The sequence below is a fragment of the Paraferrimonas sp. SM1919 genome (assembly GCF_010993985.1).
In the GTDB taxonomy this organism is placed as follows: Bacteria; Pseudomonadota; Gammaproteobacteria; order Enterobacterales; family Shewanellaceae; genus SM1919.
This window is the reverse complement of sequence record NZ_WINH01000001.1, coordinates 222,769-239,100: the sequence shown is the minus strand read 5'-3', so window position 1 is coordinate 239,100 and position 16,332 is coordinate 222,769. Positions and strand designations below refer to the sequence as shown.

Genomic DNA, 16,332 nt, shown 5'->3' with positions numbered 1-16,332 from the left:
ATTAATTGATGATAAAAGGGAAGCCTAAGGGCTTCCCTTTTTGTTATGATGAGATTCTAAGTTATAAGGAATTGCATAAAAGCCATGATTAAAAAGTCGTTAATAGGGGGGGTGGTTGCCTTAACACTCTCAGGGTGTGCAGCATTGCCCCAGCAACAGACTGATGCTGAACTGATTACGCCTGCGCAAAGGGACTATCGCCTTGAATTAAACATTGCCAAACTTAATGAATTGCTCAATCAGGAAGACTTATCTGAGCATCAAAGACTGAGCTTTATTTATGAGCGGGGCAAGATCTATGATCAACTAGGGTTAGTTACTTTAGCTCGACTAGACTTTATGCATGCGCTTAAATTACGTCCTGATTTTGCTGATGTGTACAATTATCTAGGTATTTACCAAACGTTAATGCAAGAGTATAGCCTTGCTTTTGACAGTTTTGATATGGTGCTGGCGTTAGCACCAAAATATGATTATGCACTGTTAAACCGCGGTATCGCCCTTTATTATGCGAGTCGTCATGAGATTGCTGCAGAAGATTTTGAACTTTTTTGGAGTATAAAACCGGAAGATGGTTTTAGGTCATTATGGGCTTACATCAATGAAGCTAAAGTTCAGCCTAAAATGGCTAAGCAGCGATTACTACAGAGAAAAACTCAAGTCCTCAATAGCTGGGAGCAAGCGTTAATTGCGGCAATCGCTGGCAATATTTCTGAACAGCAATTATTTGTCATTGCCAAAAAAGGCTTAAATCAACCAAATCAGTTGCAGCAAAGGGCTTGTGAAGCTTATTTTTATTTAGGCCAAAAAGCCAAGATTGATGGCGACCTTGCGTTAGCTCAAAAGTACTTCAAAAAAACACTTAATACTGCGGTTTATGATTTTGTAGAATATCGTTATGCTCAATTAGAGCTGCAGCAACAAGATGCATCTTCGCCGTCAGCGTAGCGATTGTTCAGTAGGAGTATTATTTTGGAAGCTTGGCATTTAGTCTATACCAAACCCAAAGAAGAAGAGCGAGCTAAAGTCAATCTTGAAAGACAGCAACTTGAGGTTTACTTACCTGTTATTGAAAAGACGAAAACTGTTAAAGGTAAAAAAACTCAAGTTAATGAGCCTTTGTTCACGAGCTATATTTTTGTAAGATTTGATTCTAGCTTGTTTTCTGTTGCGACGATTAATGCGACTCGAGGGGTTGTTAAAACCGTTAGTTATGGATCACGACTGCAGTTGGTCGCTGATGAATTAATTGAGCATTTAAAACAGAGATTATCGCAGCAGCAAAATACTCCTATCGAGCTGGAAAAGTTTGCTCAGGGTGAAAAAGTGATGCTTACTGAAGGTCCTTTCGCCTATCTAGAAGCGGTATTTCAATCTTCCAAAGGTGAAGATCGAGCGATTATTTTATTAAATATGCTCGGCAAGACTCAAAGTCTAGAAGTATCTAAAAAGCAACTGATATCCAAATAATTTTGACGTCTTTCAACTTTTTCTAAAAAAGTGTCTAAATTTCATAATAGTATAAACTTTATATGGTACTAATGCGGATTAAAACCTTATCAATATTGGAATCGAAATGAAAATAGCAGTCGCGGGTACAGGCTATGTAGGCCTATCCAATGCCGTTTTACTTGCACAGCATAATCAAGTGGTTGCATTAGATTTGCTGCCAGAGAAGGTCGCCCAAATCAATGCCGGACATTCACCGATTGTCGATGCTGAAATAGAAGATTTTCTGCAAAATAAAACGTTAAACCTTAAAGCAACGCTAAACAAAGAAGAGGCTTTTAAAGGGGCTGACTACGTTATTATTGCGACCCCAACGGACTATGATCCCCAGTCTAACTACTTTAATACGAAATCAGTAGAAGCGGTAATTGAAGATGTTCTAGCGATTAACGCGGATGCGGTAATGGTCATTAAGTCAACTGTGCCAGTGGGTTATACTCAATCGGTGCGTGACAAGTTTAAATGTGACAATATTATTTTCTCTCCTGAATTCCTTCGTGAAGGCAGTGCTTTGAAGGATAATTTGCATCCATCTAGAATCGTCATTGGTGAGCGTAGTGAGCGCGCTAAAGTATTTGCGCACTTATTGCAGCAAGGGGCGGTTAAGCAAGATATTGATGTGTTGTTTACTGATTCAACCGAAGCTGAAGCGGTGAAGCTGTTTGCTAATACCTATCTTGCGATGCGGGTTGCTTACTTTAATGAGTTAGACACCTATGCGGAAACCCATGGTCTCGATAGTCGTCAAATCATTGAAGGTGTTGGCTTAGATCCTCGAATTGGCAAACATTACAACAACCCATCTTTTGGTTATGGTGGTTACTGTTTACCAAAAGACACCAAACAACTATTGGCTAACTATCAAGATGTGCCAAACAATTTGATTAATGCCATCGTCCAAGCTAATCGCACTCGTAAGGACTTTATTGCAGAGTCTATTTTGGCTAAAAAGCCAGAAGTTGTTGGGGTTTACCGACTGATCATGAAAACGGGATCTGATAATTTCAGAGCATCCAGTATTCAAGGGATCATGAAACGCATCAAAGCTGAAGGTGTGGAAGTCGTCGTGTATGAGCCAGTATTGACTGAGTCTGAATTCTTTCACTCTAGAGTGATTACCAATCTTGAGGAATTTAAGAAATTGTCAGATGTTATTATCTCTAATCGCCTTAGCCCAGAACTCGATGATGTCAAAGAAAAGGTTTATACTAGGGATCTTTTCACTTCAGATTAACTGGCAATATTAATCAGTGAAATAAGCGAGGTTTTTACCTCGCTTAATTGTATCTGTCGCCACAATAAGCGACAATAGCGCCCATTAAAATTTGGCCTGTTAGAAGTTAGCTATACTTGCAGGCAAATAGTCTAAATTTACCAAGAAGATAAAAGTCGATGTCAGATACTGCCACTTTAGAAGCGATTTCCCAGCGCCGAACCTTCGCAATTATTTCTCACCCTGATGCGGGTAAAACGACCATTACCGAAAAAGTATTGTTATTCGGGCGCGCCATTCAAAGTGCTGGAACGGTAAAAGGGCGTGGTTCTAGTACTCACGCTAAATCTGACTGGATGCAAATGGAAAAAGAACGTGGTATTTCGGTGACCACTTCGGTAATGCAGTTTCCCTATAATGACTGTATGGTAAACCTACTGGATACCCCTGGACACGAAGACTTTTCTGAAGATACCTACCGTACATTAACCGCTGTTGATTCTTGTTTGATGGTGATTGATGCGGCTAAGGGTGTAGAAGATAGAACCCGTAAACTGATGGAAGTAACGCGTTTGCGTGATACCCCCATCGTTACTTTTATGAATAAACTGGATCGTGATACCCGTGATCCAATGGAACTACTTGATGAAGTAGAGCAAGAGCTAAACATTGCTTGTGCTCCGGTTTCTTGGCCAATTGGTTGTGGTAAGGAATTTAAGGGAGTTTACTTACTTCATAGTGATGAAGTGGTGCTCTATCAAACCGGCCAAGGTTCTACCATTCAAGAGCGTCGTGCGATTAAAGGCATTGATAATCCAGAAATTGATGCAGCAATTGGCGAAGACTTAGCACAGCAACTTCGTGAAGAGTTAGAGCTGGTGGTCGGCGCTTCCCATGAATTTGATAAGACTCTTTTCCTTGAGGGTAAGCTGACCCCTGTATTCTTTGGAACCGCACTGGGTAATTTTGGTGTCGATCATATGCTTGACGGTTTAACCGAGTGGGCTCCAGCGCCAATGCCTCGTGAAACCAACGAGCGTCAAGTGACGGCTCAAGATGACAAGTTCTCAGGATTTGTATTCAAAATCCAAGCAAATATGGATCCTAAGCACCGTGACCGTATCGCATTTATGCGCATTGTATCTGGTGAATATACTAAAGGCATGAAGATGCGCCATGTGCGCCTAGGTAAGGACGTCAGTATTTCCGATGCAGTAACCTTTATGGCTGGAGACCGAAGTGCGGCTGAGAGTGCGATTGCGGGTGATATTATTGGTTTACATAACCACGGTACGATTCAGATTGGTGATACCTTTACTCAAGGTGAAGCGCTGAAATTCAGTGGTATTCCAAACTTTGCTCCGGAAATGTTTCGCCGCATTCGATTGAAAGACCCTTTAAAACAAAAGCAGTTACAAAAGGGCTTAGTGCAACTTTCAGAAGAAGGCGCTGTGCAAGTATTCCGTCCACTGATGAATAATGATTTAATCGTGGGTGCGGTTGGTGTGCTGCAGTTTGATGTGGTCGTACATCGTTTAAAAACAGAATATAAAGTCGAAGCGGTATATGAGCCGATTTCTGTAGCGACAGCCCGTTGGGTATATTGTGATGATGCTAAGAAAATGGACGAGTTTCAACGTAAGGCCCATGCTAACTTAGCCCTTGATGGAGCAGATAACCTTACTTACATTGCACCGACTTATGTTAACTTGAATTTGGCGATGGAAAGACATCCAGATATCAAATTTAATCAGACCCGTGAAAACTAGAAGGGTCAACTGAAGATAAAGCGAGCTACATTAGCTCGCTTTTTTTTAAGGCCAAATTTGCTAAAGTGAAGGCATATCTTTAGTTAGGTAATGTTTATGATTGACACTCATTGTCATTTAGATTTATTTGAATTGGAACAACCCATTGAGCAAGTGATTGCCGCACTTGCGCAAAGCGGTGTCGACCTAGCGATTATGCCAGGGATCAGTCCAGAACATTCTAAGCAGCTGCTTGATAAGCACCAGCTTGAGCATTTCGCTTTAGGCTTGCATCCTTGGTATATCGATAATGATCATCCAGCGCAGCTAAAACGCATAGCGCAACTAATGGAAATGTATCAGCCTATTGCCATTGGAGAAACAGGGGTAGATAAAGTAAATGGGCCTGATATAAAAATCCAGATAGAGTGTTTACACTGGCACTGTCAATTTGCCCAGCAAAGACAATTACCGCTTATTGTTCATTGTGTGAAAGCGTTACCTGAATTATTGCAAGTCCTTAAGCAATATCAACTTGGATTTGTGGTTCATGGCTTTTATGGCAATGTGCAGCAAGCTCAGCAGGTTGTCGATGCCGGCGGCTATCTAGGTATCGGTCCTGCACTATTGAGGGATAATAGTAAGTTAGTCGAAGTCATCGCTTTGCTTGGTGTTGAAAATGTGTTGTTAGAAACCGATGCACCATTTAAACATCAACGCTATGGAACTGGCATCCAACAAATTCAAAGGGCTCTAGATTTAGTTCTCCTAGAAATAAGTCGTATTCTTAACCAATCGCCAGCGGATTTAAAAACCCAACTTAACGTTAATGCCAGTATGTTTTTTAGGCTATAATCTGGCGGTGTTATTGAAATGTGTGATCTATGTCATTTTGAGATTATTTCAATGTGATGGGGCTAACATTTTATGAAGTTTTTTGGATAAAAACACAAACAAAAACAGACTTTTCATTTCAGTGAAATATAATGCCAGTGTTTAAAAATACTCATCATTAAAAAAACGAGGTTTGGGTTGATGTCAATCGTCATGAGTTTAGTGGGAATGCTGGTACTTATGGGTATCGCACTACTACTGTCAAATAACCGCAAGGCTATTAACTTCCGCACTGTGGGTGGTGCTTTTGCTATCCAGTTCGCTCTGGGTGCTTTCATTCTGTACGTTCCTTGGGGACGCGATATTTTAAACGCCATGAGTGGTGGTGTTCAAAATGTTATTAATTATGGTAATGACGGCATTGGTTTCCTATTCGGTAACTTAGTGAACTTTTCTGTTGAAGGTATTGGTTTTATCTTCGCTCTAAAAGTTCTACCAACGGTAATTTTCTTCTCTGCACTGATTTCTGTACTTTACTACTTAGGCGTAATGCAATTTGTTATTAAAGTACTAGGTGGTGCATTACAAAAGGTACTTGGTACATCGCGTGCGGAATCTATGTCTGCGACTGCTAATATCTTTGTTGGTCAAACTGAGGCCCCATTAGTTGTTAAGCCTTTTGTTGCTAAAATGACTGAATCAGAGCTATTTGCCGTTATGTGTGGTGGTTTAGCTTCTGTTGCTGGTGGTGTATTGGCTGGTTACGCTGCAATGGGTGTACCGCTAGAATACCTTATTGCTGCGTCATTTATGGCTGCACCTGGTGGTCTTCTTTTTGCTAAAATCATCATGCCTGAAACAGGTAAGCCAATTGAGCAACTAAAAGAAAGTGAAGAGGAAGCAGAAGCAAAACCTGTTAACGTAATTGATGCAGCCGCTCAAGGTGCAGCATCTGGTCTTCAGTTATCGTTAAACATTGGTGCAATGCTACTAGCTTTCATTGGTTTGATTGCATTAGTGAATGGTATTTTAGGTGGTATTGGTGGTTTCTTCGGTTTCGAAGGTGTCACTTTACAAGGCCTACTTGGTCACGTATTCGCACCTTTAGCATTCTTGATTGGTGTGCCATGGGCTGAAGCAACCCACGCTGGTTCATTCATTGGCCAAAAACTAGTACTTAACGAGTTTGTTGCTTATTCTTCTTACATCGGTTTCTTAGCTGAAAACCCTGAATTACTATCTAAGAAGACCCAAGCGATCATTGCTTTTGCACTTTGTGGTTTTGCTAACCTATCATCTATCGCTATCTTACTTGGCGGTTTAGGTAACTTAGCACCAGCACGCCGTGGTGATATCGCTCGCTTTGGTATGAAAGCAGTCGCTGCAGGTACGCTATCGAACCTAATGAGTGCGACTATTGCAGGTTTGTTTATTAGCTTCTAATTGCTAATTAAATAAAATTTACATTTAAAAAGGGAGGTAAGCTTAGCTTACCTCCCTTTTGTTTTAGCAGTTATCAGCCTAAGTACGATACAGGATCTTGACGACATGCCAACCAAACTTAGTTTTAACGAGGTGTGGAGTCAAAATTTCCTTGGTGAAACAAACCTTATCAAATGCGGGAACCATTTGTCCTTTTTTAAATTCACCTAAATCTCCCCCTCGTTTTGCAGAAGGGCATTTAGAATATTTCTTTGCCAAGGTTTGGAATTTAGCCCCTTTTTCAAGTTGCTTGATGATATCTTCAGCCTGTTGTTGATGCTTGACTAAAATATGCAATGCTGCTGCTGTTCGTGCCATGGGTTCACTCTTAAATATCGTTAATACCATATTATAAAGCGGTTATTACAAGTTGTATTGATCTGTATGTTAAATAGAGGCGTAAGTTTACTCACAGTAAATGTATTTTAGCTCAAGGATGGCGAGGAGGTCTTATGCTTGATCTAAAAATTGACACAGTACTAAAAGCTTACCAAATGGTGGTTCACAACGGCTCCCCTCTCTCTAGCGGGTTCCACTATCGCAACCTCAATGCTTTTATGTGTTCTTCAGGTAATAAATATTGTATTAAAAACCAATCATGCGCGATTTGTTTCAATCGTAATGGGATATTCAGTTGTCACGCCAGCAGCGACAAAGAAGCGGATAAATTAATTAAAACTTTGGAATATATGATTCGTCATTAATGATGATGTTTGGCTTTAGCTGACATATAAAGTAGATTGGGATCTAGCTTTTTATTACAGTGGTAAAGATATGGAAATCATTAATTTACAACCCAAACATTATCAACAATTAGTCAGCCTTGCTAATAAGGTGCATGGTTCAGGTTACATTAGTTTGGAAGAGCTAAGGAAAAAAGCCCCTTTGGCAATTAAAAACGGCATAAATAGTAACTTTGTCGCAATGGAAGGCGACCGCATGCTGGGCTTTCGGCTGACCTATGCGCCGGGTAACTGGCAAGCCGATAAATGGTGCTCCCCTGATTTGTGGTGCTCGGGTATCACTAAATTGTGTTATTTTAAATGTAACACGGTAGATTTTGATGCCCAAGGAAAAGGCATAGGTGGTCAACTTCTAATGGCATCCATTAAAGCCGTGAAAGCCCAAGGTGGCGTTGCTGGAATAAGCCATCTATGGAAAGAAAGTCCAAACAATGCTGCAGTGCGCTACTTTTCCAAAGCCGGTGGAACATTAATTAAAGCCCATCCCAAGCGTTGGAATGAAGAAGGGCTGATCAACAATTATGATTGTCCGATATGTGGCTTCGATTGCCAATGCACAGCAATGGAAATGCAATTGAAATTTGAGGATCTCGTATGAGTTATGATCCTTTGATTGATCCGTCTCCTCAACACACCCCATTTGCTTCGAGCTTATGGGCCAGTCAAATCCAATTAGGACAGGCTAACCCGAGCATACAGTGTGATGCTAATTATGATGTCGCTATCATTGGTGGTGGCTACACAGGCTTGCTAACAGCCTACTATTTAGCGACCGAACACCAACGCAAAGTGTGCGTGTTAGAAGCCAACCAGATAGGCTTTGGTGCGAGTGCACGTAATGCCGGTTTTGTTTTAAAGGGCTCCGGTCGTCTCGGTTTTGCCGATATGGCCAAACGCTGGGATGTGGCGACTGCTGAAGGCATTTACCGTGAATTTAGTGATGCGGTAATGCGGGTAGAATCATTGATCGAACAGCACAGTATTGACTGTGAGCCTCAAACCAAAGGCTATTATAAAGTTGCTCACCACCAAAAGGCTGCTCAAGCATTACAGCGCAGCTGTGATTTTATCAATAAACATATCGATGCTGAGGCTTATTATGTCAATGGGTCTGAATTACAGCAGCAATTAATGAACAATGCCAAAGCATATGGTGCGCTCAAGTTTAGTGATGGCTTTGGGGTGCAGCCACTAAAGTTATTATTAGGGTACAAGCAAATGTGCACCAATGCAGGGGTGGATATTTTTGAAAATACCTTAGTGGAGTCATATCAATTAACTACAAGTGGTTATGAGATGAGTTGTGCCGGTGGCAACATTCAAGCAAAGCAGATGGTGCTTGCTAGCAATGCCTATGGGCCAAAATCTTTAGACACGGATTTAGTCAGTCGTTACTTACCGATTTTGTCATCGGTGATGGTGACCAAACCATTATCAGCGCAACAGTTAGCCCAAGTGGGATTATCCTCAAAACAATTAGTGATGGATACTCGCCGTCTAAAATATTATTACCGCTTACTACCAGATAACCGATTGCTGTTTGGTGGCAGGGGCGCGATCCGTGGTAGGGATGCTAATAAGGCTGTCTACTATCAAAGACTGCAGCAGGCCATGGCCGTTTGCTTTCCGGTATTAGCTCAACAGCCAATAGAATATAAGTGGCACGGCTGGATAGCGGCGGCGCTTGATGATATGCCCCATGTGTATGCCCAAAATGGTCAGGGTTATAGCATTGGTTATTGTGGCTCAGGTGTCTCTTTTAGTGCCCAGGCTGGATATCGATTGGCACAAATGCTCAGTGGCGAAAAGGTCCCGCAACTGCCACTATACAGTAATCCAGCACCAAAATTCCCACTGGCGCCTTTAAGACGGGTTGGCCAGTGGGGTTATTACCAATATGGGCGAATTGCCGATAAGTGGTTTTAATTAATTTTCGAGCCCTTATCTGCAATGGCGGTGTAGAGTACATCTGTTGAGCTGTTAAGGGCGGTTTCGGTCGAATCTTGAATCACACCAATGATAAAACCAACGGCCACTACCTGCATGGCAATATCATTGCTAATACCAAATAAGCTACAGGCTAATGGGATCAGCAGTAACGAGCCTCCTGCGACTCCAGAGGCACCGCAAGCAGAAATCGATGCCACTAGGCTAAGTAATACTGCAGAGGCAAAATCCACCTCGATTCCTAAGGTATTGGCGGTCGCTAGGGTCAGCACTGTAATGGTGATAGCAGCACCGGCCATGTTAATGCTGGCACCTAAAGGTATGGCAACAGAATAGGTATCTTCATGCAATTGCAGTTTTTTACACAGATCTAGGTTAACAGGGATATTTGCTGCAGATGAACGGGTAAAAAATGCTGTCACCCCGCTTTGTCTTAGGGTTGTAAAAACCAGAGGGTAAGGGTTTTTACGAATAAAGATATAAGTAATCATTGGGTTGATCACCAGTGCCATCAGTAACATGGTACTGATCAGTACCGCAGTCAGTTCAGCATATTGCCACAACGCGCTAAAACCTGTGGTTGCGATAGTATTTGCAACCAGTCCTAAAATACCGATAGGTGCAAAACGAATAATCCACTTTACCATGGTGTTAATGGCTTCTGAAACATCAGTAATCATTACTTTGGTATTGTCATTGGCACGCTTAAAGAGCACACCTAAAGCGATTGACCAAGTTAAAATGCCAATAAAGTTGGCATTGGCTAGGGCATTTATAGGGTTATCAATTACTTTAAAAAGCAGAGTTTTAAGGATCTCAATAACATCTTGAGGAGGACTTAATTCGGTGCTTTGGGTCGCCAAGCTAAGAGACACTGGAAAAGCAAAGCTCATGCTGACCGCAATCAGGGCGGCGGCAAAAGTACCAAATAGATATAAACCAATAATCGGTTTAAGCTTAGCGGTGTGGTTATGCTGCTGGGTAGCAATAGCAGCAATAACTAGCACAAACACCAGTAATGGGGCTACAGCCTTTAGACTGCCAACAAATAACTCCCCTAATAAACCAAAAGCTTTAGCGGTGGTGGGATCAAGCAAAGCAATAATGATCCCAAAAATCAAGCCAACAACAATTTGTAGCACCAAACTAGAATTCGATAGCCGCGCTATCATCCCTGCCAAAAGCTTCATAAAATGTTCCTAAAAAGTAATGATTATAGTGAGTGTGCATAATACCTGTGTCATTGTACTACTACTAAGCAGAGCTAAAAAAGTGTGATCTAGCTCAGTTTCTGAAGTGTTAACTGATCGACATTGAGCAATATCGTTCGAAATAAAAGCAAACAGAGGCATTATTCTAAAAAAGCGCTTTACCTTTGGGGAGGCTTTTGTATAATTCCTCTCGCTTTAGGGGTGTAGTTCCAATTGGTAGAACAGCGGTCTCCAAAACCGATGGTTACGGGTTCGAGTCCTGTCACCCCTGCCACACAATTTGAAGTGGCTAATTCTTTAGCGGCTTTAATACAAAACTTGTAGGGGTGTAGTTCCAATTGGTAGAACAGCGGTCTCCAAAACCGATGGTTACGGGTTCGAGTCCTGTCACCCCTGCCACACAATTTGAAGTGGCTAATTCTTTAGCGGCTTTAATACAAAACTTGTAGGGGTGTAGTTCCAATTGGTAGAACAGCGGTCTCCAAAACCGATGGTTACGGGTTCGAGTCCTGTCACCCCTGCCACACAAGCAAAAATGCCGAGCCGATGCTCGGCATTTTTGTATCTTCTATTTCAGATTCAAAGCTTAAAAAATTGCACACTGATTCAGAGCAAGCCTAGCTTAATGCTTAAAGTCATGTTTTGCTGCCGGAAAATTTTTTAGTTTCTATTGATTATGAATTAACTGTAATTCTTTCATTTTGCCGTTAATGTTAACCCTTTGGGTTGAGTGGCGCGCCAATGCCATGGTTATTGTTGTTGGATTAACCTTGTTGTAACAATTGGCCTTTATTTGTCACCTCCTTTTAACATAAGAAGGCTTTTAAAGAGCTGTTTTTTATTAAAATTAGCTTTAGTTGCTGTTTTTAAGGCTTGTGATAATTTGCGATTAAGTTTTTAAAGAAGCATTGCTTCTGTTTTAAGGTGGTAAAAAAAATGAAAACAAAACTACTGGCAACAGCTGGCCTTTTGGTGGCCGCACAAGCTACAGCAATTGCGGCGGAAGTCTCTGGTAATGTCGCACTCACTTCTGATTACCGTTGGCGTGGTCAGTCATTGTCTGCCGGCAATCCAGCGATTCAAGCAGGCGTTGACGTTAACTTTGATAGCGGCTGGTTTGTGGGGGCGTGGGCATCGAACCTAGATTATGGTCAAGACACCAGCGGTGATATGGAACTGGATCTATACGCTGGCTACTGGGGTGAAATCGATGATAACAACAGTTATTCTGCAACTCTAATTAGCTATCAATATCCTGGCTCTTCTGACATTGACAGCTATGAAGAACTTATTCTTGGCTTCTCTAGTTACGGTGTAGATCTAGAGTACTATGTGACAAACAATGCGGGTAACACCGGCATGACCAGCCATTACGTTAGTGCTAACTACAGCCATGAATTGATGGATAATCTAAATCTTGATTTACACGCGGGTCATAACTTTGGTGAATACTGGGATTCTGGCTACGATTACCTATCCTATGTTGATACTTCGATTGGTCTAAGTACTTCACACTTTGGCTTAGATTTCTCAGCCGCTTATCTTGTTAACTTTATGGATAACCAAGAAGAAGTGGTAGACAGTGGTGCATTTAAAAACAGCAATGGCTTGTTATTCACAGTGTCTAAGTCGTTCTAAGTTGATTGCCAAGAAATACTTGGACTGAACTGAGCCCTAATAGTTGGACAGCAATTATTGGGGTTTTTTTTATGTCATTAATTTACTGGAAGGGTTAATTTCTTTATCGCACCAAAAGGTATTATGGCAACAACGACATCGCATTTTGGCATGGTTGAAGTGTAAAATTTTCTCAATAAACTTACGTTTGACCCTCAGGAACGAAGACTCTTGTTTGCAATTTGGACATTGGCAGATAAGTGCTTTCGTTAGCGTTCCTAAAATATAGTGTAGTGCTTTAGACTGATTTTTTTTACCATTTAATAAATGTAGCAAATATCTGAAATTATGCTGATTTTCTATCTTCTGATGTGCGAATAAAAAAATACCCGCACAAGGCGGGTATCGATAATTAGTATGGCTGGTTATAAACCAGCGTCAGCACGAATGGCTTCAGCTTTGTCTGTGCGTTCCCATGGGAACTCTTCGCGACCAAAGTGACCGTATGCTGCTGTAGGTAGATAAATTGGACGATTTAGATCCAACATTTCTATCAGACCATAAGGGCGTAGGTCGAAGTGACGACGAACTAACTCATTGATCTTTTCTTCGGAAATTTTGGCTGTACCAAAGGTCTCTACGGAAATAGACGTTGGTTCAGCAACACCAATAGCGTATGAAATTTGAATTTCACACTTGTCTGCCACTCCTGCTGCGACTAAGTTTTTAGCAACATAACGACCGGCATAAGCGGCACTTCGGTCAACCTTAGATGGATCTTTACCAGAGAAAGCACCACCGCCATGACGGGCCATGCCACCATATGTGTCAACGATGATCTTACGACCAGTTAGACCACAATCCCCCATTGGACCACCAATAACAAAACGGCCAGTTGGGTTGATAAAGAATTTGGTGTCTTTGTTGATCCACTTTTCTGGTAGTTCTGGTTTAATAATTTCTTCACGTACCGCTTCTACAAGGTCAGCTTGAGAAATAGAATCGCAGTGTTGAGTAGAAAGCACTACCGCATCAATACCAGTAATAATGCCATTTTCATAGGCAAAGGTTACCTGTGACTTAGCATCTGGACGCAACCATGGCAAAGTACCGTTTTTACGAACTTCTGCTTGACGCTTCACTAAGCGGTGAGCGTAAGTAATCGGCGCTGGCATTAAGACGTCGGTTTCGTTTGACGCATAACCAAACATCAGACCTTGGTCGCCTGCACCTTGTTCCCGTGGGTCAGCACGGTCAACACCTTGGTTAATGTCAGGTGACTGTTTACCAACCACGTTGAGTACAGCACAGGAATCAGCATCAAAACCCATGTCTGAATGGGTGTAACCAATTTCGCGCACGGTTTTACGAGTCAATTCTTCAATATCGACCCATGCAGAAGTGGTGATCTCACCACCAACCATTACCATGCCGGTTTTTACATAAGTTTCACAAGCGACGCGTGCTTTTGGATCTTGTTCTAAAATGGCGTCAAGTACAGCATCAGAAATCTGATCGGCGATTTTATCTGGATGACCTTCAGATACAGATTCTGAAGTGAATAAATGTTTAGCCATAATTTAACGGTCTCACTTATCTTTAGCGGTTAATACGTGTGGATGTTTTTACATCTAGACGTCTATTCTAAATAAAAAAAACAGATTTGGCACTACCGAAATCAAAAAAGTGATCATAAGTGCCTATGTTTTGACTGTTTTGTGAACACAGTCAAACAGTCTATATAACTGTTTTTCAGTTTATTAAGATCATTTTGGTGGTTGCAAAATACGGCATCAAGTATAGTTCAAAATAAAAGCTAACCTTTTAGGAGCATAGCTTTTGTGTTGTTTATGTAGCTAAATGTGGCTTAAGTTTTTACTATTTACACGGTAAAGATAATTTTAGCTCAGGTTCAGCTTATTTTATTTGCGCTACACTCTGTGTTTGTAGAGAATAGCGTACTGAAAATTGCTACATAAATCATAAAAGGATAAGACCATGTCTTCGCGTAAAGAACTCGCCAACGCTATCCGTGCGTTGAGTATGGATGCCGTTCAGCAGGCAAATTCAGGCCACCCAGGTGCTCCAATGGGGATGGCTGATATTGCTGAAGTACTATGGCGTGATTTTTTAAACCACAACCCTAGTAATCCTGATTGGTACAACCGCGACCGTTTTGTATTATCTAATGGCCATGGCTCGATGCTTCTGTATTCTTTATTACACCTATCTGGTTACGATTTAGGTATTGAAGACTTAAAGCAATTCCGTCAATTACATTCTCGCACTCCAGGTCATCCAGAGTATGGCTATGCTCCAGGTGTAGAAACCACCACAGGTCCTTTAGGTCAAGGTATCTGTAATGCCGTAGGTATGGCCATTGCCGAGAAAAACCTAGCCGCTCAGTTTAACCAACCAGGTCATGATATTGTTGATCACTTTACCTATGCCTTTATGGGCGATGGTTGTTTAATGGAAGGTATCTCTCACGAAGCCTGTTCATTAGCCGGTACCTTAGGCTTAGGTAAGCTAGTGGCATTTTGGGATGACAACGGTATTTCTATTGATGGTGAAGTAGAAGGTTGGTTCACCGACGATACGGTTAAGCGTTTTGAATCATACGGCTGGCATGTGATTGCTGGCGTAGATGGTCACGACAGCGACGCCATTGCAGCTGCGATTAACGAAGCTAAAGCAGAAACTGCACGTCCTACTCTAATTTGTTGTAAGACCATTATTGGTTGGGGGTCTCCTAACAAATCTGGTTCACACGATTGCCACGGTGCACCACTAGGTGATGCAGAAATTGCCGCAGCACGTGAATTTATGAATTGGCCACACGCCCCATTTGAAGTGCCAGCTGATGTATACAGCCAGTGGAACCAAAATGCTAAAGGCGGTGCATCTGAGTCTGCTTGGAATGAAAAACTAGCGGCCTACGCGGCAGCCCACCCAGAATTAGCGGCTGAATTCGAGCGCCGCATGAAAGGCGACCTACCAAGTGACTTCTCTGCCCAAGCGGATGCCTTTATTAATGAGTTACAAAACAACCCAGCAGACATTGCATCTCGTAAAGCATCGCAAAACTCACTAGAAGCCTTTGGTAAATTACTGCCAGAGCTAAACGGTGGTTCTGCTGATCTTGCACCATCTAACCTAACCATGTGGTCAGGTTCTAAAGCGATTAGTGCTGATGACGCTTCAGGTAACTACCTACACTACGGTGTACGTGAGTTTGGTATGTCTGCCATTATGAATGGTATTGCCCTGCACGGTGGTCTAATCCCTTACGGTGCTACTTTCCTAATGTTTATGGAATACGCTCGTAATGCGGTACGTATGGCAGCACTGATGAAACAGCGCGCTATTTTCGTATACACCCATGATTCAATTGGCCTGGGTGAAGATGGTCCAACTCACCAACCTGTAGAGCAAATTGCCAGCCTTCGTCAAACACCGAACATGAGCACTTGGCGTCCATGTGATCAGGTTGAGTCTGCGATTGCTTGGAAACACGCTCTTGAGCGTAACGATGGTCCATCAAGCTTAATCTTCTCTCGCCAGAACCTAGCTCAGCAATCTCGTGATGCCGAGCAACTAGCGAACGTGGCAAAGGGTGGTTACATCCTAAAAGATAGCCAAGGTGAACCTGAAATTATTCTAATCGCAACCGGCTCTGAAGTTGGCATTACTATGGAAGCGGCAGCGACCCTAGAGCAACAGGGTAAAGCGGTTCGTGTAGTGTCTATGCCAAACACCAATGTGTTCGATGCTCAAGAAGACAGCTATAAAGCCAAAGTGTTACCTCAAAATGTGAGCAAACGCATTGCCGTTGAAGCTGGTATTGCAGATTTTTGGTTTAAGTATGTTGGTTTAAACGGTAAAATCATTGCTATGAACAGCTTTGGTGAATCTGCACCTGCAGGTGAACTGTTTAAAATGTTTGGCTTTACTAGTGAAAACATCGTAAACGCTGCCAATAGCTTATAATTAAAATCAACGCCCTGATAAGTCAGGGCGTTTTTTCT

Annotated in this window: 14 protein-coding genes and 3 tRNA genes; 14 read left to right on the top strand and 3 right to left on the bottom strand. The window is 42.0% G+C overall.

Features of this window, described 5'->3' with window-relative positions:
• Window positions 1-84 precede the first annotated feature (84 nt).
• The 6 genes from nlpI to GFB48_RS00990 all read left to right on the top strand — a co-directional run bounded on the left by nlpI (window position 85) and on the right by GFB48_RS00990 (window position 6,747).
• Entirely contained in the window at window positions 85-948 is an 864-nt protein-coding gene (gene nlpI, locus GFB48_RS01015; protein WP_163930271.1) for a lipoprotein NlpI, read from the top strand.
• Window positions 949-972: 24 nt separating this feature from the next.
• Window positions 973-1,470, top strand: coding sequence for a transcription/translation regulatory transformer protein RfaH (gene rfaH, locus GFB48_RS01010; protein ID WP_163930269.1), 498 nt, complete (start codon window positions 973-975; stop codon window positions 1,468-1,470).
• A gap of 106 nt (window positions 1,471-1,576) precedes the next feature.
• A complete protein-coding gene (locus GFB48_RS01005) occupies window positions 1,577-2,743 on the top strand; it encodes a nucleotide sugar dehydrogenase (protein ID WP_163930267.1) in 1,167 nt (388 codons plus the stop codon).
• A 158-nt stretch (window positions 2,744-2,901) separates the two neighbouring features.
• Window positions 2,902-4,491, top strand: a complete 1,590-nt coding sequence (gene prfC / locus GFB48_RS01000; protein WP_163930265.1) for a peptide chain release factor 3 — start codon at window positions 2,902-2,904, stop codon at window positions 4,489-4,491.
• Between the two features lie 96 nt (window positions 4,492-4,587).
• On the top strand, window positions 4,588-5,325 hold the full coding sequence (locus tag GFB48_RS00995) for a TatD family hydrolase (RefSeq protein ID WP_163930263.1): 738 nt from the start codon (window positions 4,588-4,590) through the stop codon (window positions 5,323-5,325).
• A gap of 180 nt (window positions 5,326-5,505) precedes the next feature.
• Window positions 5,506-6,747, top strand: coding sequence for a NupC/NupG family nucleoside CNT transporter (locus GFB48_RS00990; RefSeq protein WP_163930261.1), 1,242 nt, complete (start codon window positions 5,506-5,508; stop codon window positions 6,745-6,747).
• 78 nt (window positions 6,748-6,825) lie between these two features.
• Here GFB48_RS00990 and GFB48_RS00985 read toward each other — a convergent pair whose 3' ends face one another.
• The gene (locus tag GFB48_RS00985) at window positions 6,826-7,104 is read right to left on the bottom strand and encodes a peptidylprolyl isomerase (protein ID WP_163930259.1); all 279 of its coding nucleotides are present in this window, start codon (window positions 7,102-7,104) and stop codon (window positions 6,826-6,828) included.
• Between the two features lie 134 nt (window positions 7,105-7,238).
• On the opposite strand from GFB48_RS00985, the gene GFB48_RS00980 reads away from it, so the two are divergent.
• From GFB48_RS00980 to GFB48_RS00970, 3 genes are all read left to right on the top strand, one after another.
• The gene (locus tag GFB48_RS00980) at window positions 7,239-7,490 is read left to right on the top strand and encodes a hypothetical protein (protein ID WP_163930257.1); all 252 of its coding nucleotides are present in this window, start codon (window positions 7,239-7,241) and stop codon (window positions 7,488-7,490) included.
• A gap of 70 nt (window positions 7,491-7,560) precedes the next feature.
• On the top strand, window positions 7,561-8,127 hold the full coding sequence (locus GFB48_RS00975; protein ID WP_163930255.1) for a GNAT family N-acetyltransferase: 567 nt from the start codon (window positions 7,561-7,563) through the stop codon (window positions 8,125-8,127).
• Entirely contained in the window at window positions 8,124-9,455 is a 1,332-nt protein-coding gene (locus GFB48_RS00970; protein WP_163930253.1) for an FAD-binding oxidoreductase, read from the top strand. Before GFB48_RS00975 ends, GFB48_RS00970 begins: the two co-directional genes overlap by 4 nt.
• Here GFB48_RS00970 and sstT read toward each other — a convergent pair.
• On the bottom strand, window positions 9,452-10,666 hold the full coding sequence (gene sstT, locus GFB48_RS00965; protein ID WP_163930251.1) for a serine/threonine transporter SstT: 1,215 nt from the start codon (window positions 10,664-10,666) through the stop codon (window positions 9,452-9,454). The genes GFB48_RS00970 and sstT overlap by 4 nt on opposite strands.
• A 218-nt stretch (window positions 10,667-10,884) precedes the next feature.
• Between sstT and GFB48_RS00960 the strand changes: the two genes are divergently transcribed.
• The 4 genes from GFB48_RS00960 to GFB48_RS00945 all read left to right on the top strand — a co-directional run bounded on the left by GFB48_RS00960 (window position 10,885) and on the right by GFB48_RS00945 (window position 12,325).
• Window positions 10,885-10,961, top strand: a tRNA-Trp gene (locus GFB48_RS00960).
• A gap of 48 nt (window positions 10,962-11,009) precedes the next feature.
• Window positions 11,010-11,086: transfer RNA gene (locus tag GFB48_RS00955), tRNA-Trp, on the top strand.
• A gap of 48 nt (window positions 11,087-11,134) precedes the next feature.
• A tRNA-Trp gene (locus GFB48_RS00950) sits at window positions 11,135-11,211 on the top strand.
• Between the two features lie 412 nt (window positions 11,212-11,623).
• Window positions 11,624-12,325 carry a TorF family putative porin gene (locus GFB48_RS00945; RefSeq protein ID WP_163930249.1) on the top strand — a complete coding sequence of 234 codons (702 nt, stop codon included), beginning with the start codon at window positions 11,624-11,626 and terminating at the stop codon, window positions 12,323-12,325.
• A gap of 404 nt (window positions 12,326-12,729) precedes the next feature.
• On the opposite strand, the gene metK is transcribed toward GFB48_RS00945, so the two are convergent.
• Window positions 12,730-13,881 carry a methionine adenosyltransferase gene (metK, locus tag GFB48_RS00940; protein WP_163930247.1) on the bottom strand — a complete coding sequence of 384 codons (1,152 nt, stop codon included), beginning with the start codon at window positions 13,879-13,881 and terminating at the stop codon, window positions 12,730-12,732.
• A gap of 421 nt (window positions 13,882-14,302) precedes the next feature.
• Between metK and tkt the strand changes: the two genes are divergently transcribed.
• Entirely contained in the window at window positions 14,303-16,294 is a 1,992-nt protein-coding gene (gene tkt, locus GFB48_RS00935; protein WP_163930245.1) for a transketolase, read from the top strand.
• The last annotated feature ends 38 nt before the right edge of the window (window positions 16,295-16,332 follow it).